Origin of the sequence: Eubacterium sp. 3_1_31, assembly GCF_964249515.1 — a bacterium.
In the GTDB taxonomy this organism is placed as follows: domain Bacteria; phylum Bacillota_I; class Bacilli_A; order Erysipelotrichales; family Erysipelotrichaceae; genus Longicatena; species Longicatena caecimuris.
Genome location: NZ_CAXUBY010000078.1, coordinates 1 through 6,997 on the forward strand (window position 1 = coordinate 1; position 6,997 = coordinate 6,997).

Here is a 6,997-nt window from a genome sequence, read left to right on the forward strand (position 1 = left end):
TATTACCGCGGCTGCTGGCACGTAGTTAGCCGTGGCTTTCTGGTAAGCTACCGTCACCCACATAGCATTTCCTCTATGTGGCATTCTTCACTTACAACAGTGCTTTACGATCCGAAGACCTTCTTCACACACGCGGCATTGCTCGTTCAGGGTTCCCCCCATTGACGAAAATTCCCTACTGCTGCCTCCCGTAGGAGTTTGGGCCGTGTCTCAGTCCCAATGTGGCCGTTCACCCTCTCAGATCGGCTACGCATCATCGCCTTGGTGGGCCGTTACCTCACCAACCAGCTAATGCGCCGCAGGTCCATCCATGTTCACACCCGAAGGTGCTTTAATATGAGGAAGATGCCTCCCTCATACCTATCCGGTTTTAGCTACCGTTTCCAGCAGTTATCCCGGGCACATGGGCAGGTTACCTACGTGTTACTCACCCGTTCGCCACTAAGTCTCTTTGGAAGCAAGCTTCCTAAAGACTTCGTTCGACTTGCATGTATTAGGCATGCCGCCAGCGTTCATCCTGAGCCAGGATCAAACTCTCCATTTGATTTAGCTCAAAACGTTTACTAACGTTTTTTCCTTATTTGTTTATCCGAGAATTACTTCTCTTTTTCATTGAAATTGACGTTTCCTGTTCAGTTTTCAAAGACCGATTTGCACTTTGCTTTCGCTTAGCGCTCGTATATAATACAACACTTTATTTTCGATGTCAACGATAATTTTTAGTTTTTTCATTTTTTTATATTGCTGTTTTTATTTTACCTAATTCTTTCAAGTTTTTAATGCAAGATCAAGCATCCACCACCTGCATCACAAACGTCATCTATATAATATCGGTTATGTTATTGCTGCGTTACAATAAGTCACCTATACTTACCAGTTCACAGTTTTGAAATCACTGCTTCTTCTCCAACTCCATACATGCCAAATATCGCTCATACAATGCATTAATTTCATGATGTTCAAAAGGCGAATTCCGCAATCGAATATCCACCATCAAACGATCCAGTCCTTTATGAATTGCACGATCCAACGCTTTGCTGTATGCCATTTCCCTTGCATGTTGTTCATATTCATCCTCATCTAACAACATCGTTTTTCCTGTTGGCGATACCTTCACATCCAAATCATAATCAATATTCTTAATTGCCTCACCATCATAAATACTAGGCGATGCTAGATTGCAATAATAATGAATGCCGGTTTTACGAATCATGCAAATGACATTATACCATTTATCTGGATAGAAAAAGCAGATTGCCGGTTCTCTGGTCACCCACTTACGACCGTCTGATTCACTTACCAAAGTACGATTCGTGACAGCAACGATACGTTTTTCATTTGCCTCAAGCACGTATCCCATTGCCCATGTCCGATGCAGACTGCCATCATGTTTATAACTTTGAATATATACATATTGATTTTCTTGTAATTCCATGTCTGCCTCCTAACGTTTTTTTATTATAGCAAAATATCATAAAAAATCATAGAATACATTTTCAATCTCTTCCCATACTAGAAATGAAAGGAGAAGCATGAGCAATGTTTCATGCGTGTGATGCTATGTTAACACCTAAAGATGTCTTATATTTAGAAGACCTGCTGGATCAGACCTTTGTCTTAAACAAAAGAATTACCAATGATGTCACAATGATTCAAAACGAAGAAGTGAAAACCTGCTTTGAGGAGGTCAATACGAATCTTGCTAAGCATTATCATACAATGGTAGAACTTTTGCAAAAGGAGGTAAAAGAATGAGTGGATCAACTAATAATTACAGCGATAAAGAGATTGCGACCAACCTGTTAATAACCTTGAAACATATGAAGAGTGAATACAACACTTTTTCACAGGAAGTAAGTAATGAAGAACTTTTTAAAGAAGTAGATACGCTATATCAAGATCTTTCTGCTCAACAGCGCAAGGTTTATGAAATGATGAAAGAACAAGGCTGGTATAAGATGACCTCTGATTCTGAGAAGAACATCTCAAAAGCCTATACAAAATTTAGTAAAATGGAAGATGAGCTCTGTGAATAGAGCTTATCTTTTTTCTATGCCCCATTTTCTGGGGGCCTCTATAGATAAGAAGTATGAATAAAGATACAAACATATACTTTTTTATGATGAAGATCCAATGATACAGCCATTTATTAAACAGCATTACGCACTTATCCTAAGTTATCTTTTTTAGCTATCCATCATCTTGCACAGAACATGCTTTTTTCATTTCCGCTTTATGAAAAATGTGATACGATACTGTCATGGAGGTAGTATAATGATGAACAATGAATATGAAACCTTATTAACGAGTCTGCGTGGCTTATTAATGGATGAACATGATGAAATTGCCAATATGGCAAATGCAGCTGCTTTATTATATCAATACTTACCCGATATTAGCTGGGCTGGATTTTATTTATATAAACATGATGAATTGGTACTTGGCCCTTTTCAGGGGAAAGTCGCCTGCATGCATATCCCAATGGGAAAAGGAGTATGTGGAACAGCAGCTGTAAAACGCAAGATTCTGCGTGTAGATGATGTTCATCAATTTAGCGGCCATATCGCCTGTGACAGTGCAAGTAATTCTGAAATAGTAATTCCCTTAGTAAAAGAAAACACCCTGCTGGGTGTTTTGGACATTGACTCTTATTCACCTTCTCGCTTCACGCAGGAAGATGAAGACATGCTTAATCAATTTTCTAACATACTTATTTCATCATTATGAATATGAAAATAGGAGCTTGCTAAGGTGACAGCTTCTCTGCTAGAGAAGAAACGACACTTTGCCGTACCTATGTAAGTCGTTCTTACGACACTCTTATCTTCCATGATTTCACCGATTTCTCCCATGTCCTGTTTCGTGAAATCAAGTTCTAGCATATCTTTCCACTGTACACGTGAATTATTTTCAATCGGAGCACTGATAAGTTTAATAGGAAGCTGTTCTCCATGATAGCGGGCTAATTGAAACATGACACAGTCATTGTAATCACAGCCCAAAAGTACGACATAACCATTAAATTCAGATACTTTACCTAATGGTGAATCCTGATTTAAACCAAAGTGCAAAGGATGCTTATCACATAATATTTTGGCGTATTTTCCCCAAGCCGCAAAGCTATATAATGGATGATATGAACGAACTACGCCTTCATTGCGTAAAAACTGATAAATGAGCGCATCTGCTTTTTCGGGTGCGCTTAATTTTTTATCAAAGGGCAAGGCATGCTGACGCACATCCTCCCAATACATACGGGCAATGTGTTTCTTTTGGCAGGCTGGATCAGCCATCTGTGGTGTAAAAGTCGGCATAACGATAGTTCCTTCATAGCCAACTGTTTCCATCAATGCCTCAATCAGCATCTGTTCACCACCTATGAGATAACCTAATTTTTTCATATCCGCCTGGACCAAAATCACCATACCACGTTGTATACCCAAAGATTCTAATTGCGCACAAATATCTTCTTTGGTAGATACAACCGTTTCCGGTTCTTCATCTAATGTAATATATGTAAATTTTTCAGCCATGCTATCAGATCCTTCTTTTCTAAATATCCTTCTTTCCTGTTTTCGGCCTGCAACGTCCCCTGATAAAAATAATAGGTTGTTGGTAACTGGCGCAAAACACCGGTCGTAACTTTTAATTCATCTAACATCTTCTTTACATCTGCATCCTTTTCCTTTAGGTTTATATGCAGATAATACACTTCAAACGGCTGTTGTTTTTCTATTTCCTCTATGACCTTTTGATATTCATCACAGGAGTAACAGTCATCGCTTATCACATATAATAGAAATGAATTCTCTCTTTCGTCACTTAATTTCTCAAGAACCTCCGCTGCACTCACTTCGATAGGCCCTTTTTTTGATGATGGTGAGCAAGCAGCTAACAGACATACAATCAGCATGACGAATATTACTTTTTTCATATTCCTTCCCCCTTTTGATGATGCTGTTTTTATTTTAGCACAGAATTTGCCAGTTCTACGCATTTAATCTAAAAAAATGATATTTCGCAATAAATCTTATCCTAGAACGCTGGTTACAGCTATTTGCTTATGACGGGGGTTCGTGCTGACATAGCAGCGCCATATAATTCATACTTTCTTAATCAACCACATAAAAAAACACGTTGATTACAACATGCCTCCCAACAAAAATAGACCAAACACGCCCTAAAACCCATCTGGACCGCAAAAATTCCCCTCATCTTTCATAAACAAGCATAAAAAAACTCTCATTTTCATGAGAGTACGTAGTTATTGATGGAGCAGATGAGGGGAATTGAACCCCCGTATCAGCCTTGGCAAGGCTGTGTTCTACCATTGAACTACATCTGCAAAAATGGCGGTCCAGATGGGACTCGAACCCACGATCTCCTCCGTGACAGGGAGGCATGTTAACCACTACACCACTGGACCTTGTATATTTAACTGACAGCTTTGTTACCGCCAGTGCCCGTATATAATACCATCTGATTTTTTTTCTGTCAACAGCTTTTTTAAATTTTTTTTAATTTTTTTAATGTTTTATATATCATGTGAAAATTCCCCTCTTCATCATCATTGTCATACCTTCCATCTTCATCAACAGTGCCGTTTTCATATCATAAGGGAGTGCCTTCACACTCCCTATAATGCCAGACTCACACGTATTGCTTTATTTATTTTTTCAATTGTTTTATCATCTAATGTACAAATCCACTGCCCCAATCGTTTCTTATCTATCGTCCGCAGCTGTTCACATAAGATCATGGACACATAGCTCAATGAATCATCACTGAAAATCACATGTGTAGGAATTGGCGGTTTTGACATCTTTTTTGAAATCGGCGCAATGATGATTGTTTTAGAATAACGATTTCCCTTATCGTTCTGCACGACCACTACCGGCCGTACCCCACCTTGTTCACTGCCAATGACAGGTGACAGATCTGCATAATATACATCTCCCCGTTTGATCATTATTTCATCACAGCCACCTGCATGCTGTTGATAACCTCCATCATTTCTTCCGGACCCAACTCATCGGAGAATACGGAGAACTCGACACCATCATATACCACACTCATATGATTTCCATCATAAAATCCCACAACATCCATTGCATCAATCATCTCTCCCGGCATGATGACCGTTTGTGTATCTTTAGGCACCTCTTTTTTGGTTTCGACAACGGTAAAATTTTTATCACCATGATACTCTAAAACATGTTTCACTTCACCATTAACCTTCATCTGATTGGCACTTTTCAGTTCCGATGAAAATACCTGTACCGGATATAGTGGTAAATCCTGTTCACTGATGACGCTGGCACTCGCCTTCTTTTCTATAACGGCAGGTGCTTTGAAATAATCCTTTTTGATCTTGGCATCATATTCACATTTCGTAAAGACAATTTTTAATTCAGAGGTATTATCTTTATTATAAATTTGAAGCCACTTAAGTTTGGCATTTTTATCAAACATGATATCCTCATGATCAAAGTTTTTATTATTGGGATAGCTAACCTTAGCACTTACCAGTGTTCCATCCTTCTGCTTTTTTATTGTGGCATTTTCTTGTTTGACGATGTCCGCTATTGATTGCAATAAGTATGGCTTTGGTGAATTCATCGGCCAATCACCTTCAAATTTAAACACTTGATTTAAGCTTGGGGTCACAACGAAGACGCCTGCGTCGTTGCGTAGTATGATTTGTTCCTGATTCAGTTCCTTATCTGTTAAAGAAACCTTAAAATAATCTTTTTCACCTTTCTCATAGCCAACTTCCAACGCATAGGCTTTCACATCCTCACCTTTTGTGATTTCCATATTTCCTTGTAAGATGTAAGAGTCCATATCCTTCATGGTCTGCGCAAATTCATCACTGAAGGATTTTGGTTTCATGGTAAAGATGAGTGCGACTGCTAGTATCGCAATACCGATACCAGCGATGATTTTTGTTTTCATGCTGCATCTGCTCCCTTCCTGCTCATCCTAATTTATGCGTCGCATAGGAATTTCATTCATATTTCCTTTGGCTTTTCATAGAGTAGAAACAGGTGATCAACATGAAAAAATACCAGAAACTAGTTCTGGCCCTTTCTATTTTTATTTGTCTTCAATACGCGTTTTCCGTTTTATTTCATCTGCATACCTTTACCGATATCCTCTCGTATAGTCCCTGGATAGAGAGTTTGTATGCCTTTCTTGCCGGCTTATGTGGCTTTCTTAATATCCTTTTGTTTCGCCGCGAAGATTGATCGTTATATTATCCTCATTTGCATGCGCGATAAATTTAGGTTTTTAAATACTGTTTTATGTTCATAATGTTATCACAAGAAGATCAATTTTTATTCATCTTTTTATTTTCTCCATATACTGCAAGGTGTATCAAAACCTGCTTTCACCATTGTTTTTATTTATGTGTTGAAATCAAACTCTTCATGCGATTGTTCGTCTTTTAACGTCTTTCGCATTTGTACATGTGGGACATGTTCATCCATATGGATTTCTCCATCTACCTGATAATTAAGTCTTTCATAAAAACCTTGCATACGACATTGCGCATCCAGCACAAAGGCTTTTGCTTTGTGTTTTTTGCCATACGCTTCACAGCTTTCGACAAGTACCTTGCCAAGTCCTTGTTTACGATATGGCTTGCGTAAGGCTATCCGCCCGATACGCATAACATCTTTTTCTATATCCGCATACATCCGTGCACAGCCTGCTAAGACTTTATCTAGATATAAAGTCACATGAATGGCATGATTGTCAATTTCATCAAATTCCATCTTGAACCCTTGTTCTTCTACAAATACTTCTTGACGAACGATTTTAGCATCCGCGAAGTTATGCTCATATACTACTTGAATTTCCATGTGTTTTTCCTTTCTTTTTCACTGTTTAGCCTTTTTATTATCTCTTTGAATTTTATCTTGTATTATTTAATTACCCAAGAAACAGGTAATTAAATAATATCTTCCTTTCTTGGGAATTCATTAAGCTATAT

9 protein-coding genes, 2 tRNA genes and 1 rRNA gene are annotated in these 6,997 nt (G+C 38.4%); 3 read left to right on the forward strand and 9 right to left on the reverse strand.

The window, feature by feature from the left end; genetic code table 11:
• Both ACESSZ_RS16040 and ACESSZ_RS16045 read right to left on the reverse strand, forming a co-directional pair.
• Nucleotides 1–544: ribosomal RNA gene (locus ACESSZ_RS16040) — 16S ribosomal RNA — on the reverse strand; the annotation flags it as partial.
• A 348-nt stretch (nucleotides 545–892) separates the two neighbouring features.
• A complete protein-coding gene (locus tag ACESSZ_RS16045; RefSeq protein WP_008979732.1) occupies nucleotides 893–1,435 on the reverse strand; it encodes a DUF402 domain-containing protein in 543 nt (180 codons plus the stop codon).
• Between the two features lie 104 nt (nucleotides 1,436–1,539).
• Between ACESSZ_RS16045 and ACESSZ_RS16050 the strand changes: the two genes are divergently transcribed.
• From ACESSZ_RS16050 to ACESSZ_RS16060, 3 genes are all read left to right on the forward strand, one after another.
• Nucleotides 1,540–1,755 (forward strand): hypothetical protein, encoded by a 216-nt coding sequence (locus ACESSZ_RS16050; RefSeq protein WP_008979731.1) that lies wholly within the window; start codon nucleotides 1,540–1,542, stop codon nucleotides 1,753–1,755.
• Entirely contained in the window at nucleotides 1,752–2,036 is a 285-nt protein-coding gene (locus ACESSZ_RS16055; RefSeq protein ID WP_117548423.1) for a spore coat protein, read from the forward strand. Before ACESSZ_RS16050 ends, ACESSZ_RS16055 begins: the two co-directional genes overlap by 4 nt.
• Nucleotides 2,037–2,274: 238 nt before the next feature.
• Complete coding sequence (locus tag ACESSZ_RS16060; protein WP_017144561.1) at nucleotides 2,275–2,727, forward strand: free L-methionine (R)-S-oxide reductase MsrC; 453 nt, start codon at nucleotides 2,275–2,277, stop codon at nucleotides 2,725–2,727.
• On the opposite strand, the gene ACESSZ_RS16065 is transcribed toward ACESSZ_RS16060, so the two are convergent.
• The 7 genes from ACESSZ_RS16065 to ACESSZ_RS16095 all read right to left on the reverse strand — a co-directional run bounded on the left by ACESSZ_RS16065 (nucleotide 2,694) and on the right by ACESSZ_RS16095 (nucleotide 6,866).
• Nucleotides 2,694–3,533, reverse strand: coding sequence for an AAC(3) family N-acetyltransferase (locus tag ACESSZ_RS16065; protein ID WP_008689875.1), 840 nt, complete (start codon nucleotides 3,531–3,533; stop codon nucleotides 2,694–2,696). The genes ACESSZ_RS16060 and ACESSZ_RS16065 overlap by 34 nt on opposite strands.
• Nucleotides 3,503–3,934 carry a thioredoxin family protein gene (locus ACESSZ_RS16070; RefSeq protein ID WP_117548422.1) on the reverse strand — a complete coding sequence of 144 codons (432 nt, stop codon included), beginning with the start codon at nucleotides 3,932–3,934 and terminating at the stop codon, nucleotides 3,503–3,505. The genes ACESSZ_RS16065 and ACESSZ_RS16070 overlap by 31 nt, the downstream gene beginning before the upstream one ends.
• 337 nt (nucleotides 3,935–4,271) lie before the next feature.
• Nucleotides 4,272–4,345, reverse strand: a tRNA-Gly gene (locus ACESSZ_RS16075).
• A gap of 5 nt (nucleotides 4,346–4,350) precedes the next feature.
• Nucleotides 4,351–4,426 (reverse strand) — tRNA-Asp (locus ACESSZ_RS16080).
• Between the two features lie 210 nt (nucleotides 4,427–4,636).
• A complete protein-coding gene (locus ACESSZ_RS16085; RefSeq protein ID WP_008689879.1) occupies nucleotides 4,637–4,969 on the reverse strand; it encodes a type II toxin-antitoxin system PemK/MazF family toxin in 333 nt (110 codons plus the stop codon).
• Nucleotides 4,969–5,955, reverse strand: a complete 987-nt coding sequence (locus tag ACESSZ_RS16090) for a LolA family protein (RefSeq protein ID WP_008689881.1) — start codon at nucleotides 5,953–5,955, stop codon at nucleotides 4,969–4,971. Before ACESSZ_RS16090 ends, ACESSZ_RS16085 begins: the two co-directional genes overlap by 1 nt.
• A gap of 452 nt (nucleotides 5,956–6,407) precedes the next feature.
• The gene (locus tag ACESSZ_RS16095) at nucleotides 6,408–6,866 is read right to left on the reverse strand and encodes a GNAT family N-acetyltransferase (RefSeq protein ID WP_132225705.1); all 459 of its coding nucleotides are present in this window, start codon (nucleotides 6,864–6,866) and stop codon (nucleotides 6,408–6,410) included.
• Between the last annotated feature and the right edge of the window lie 131 nt (nucleotides 6,867–6,997).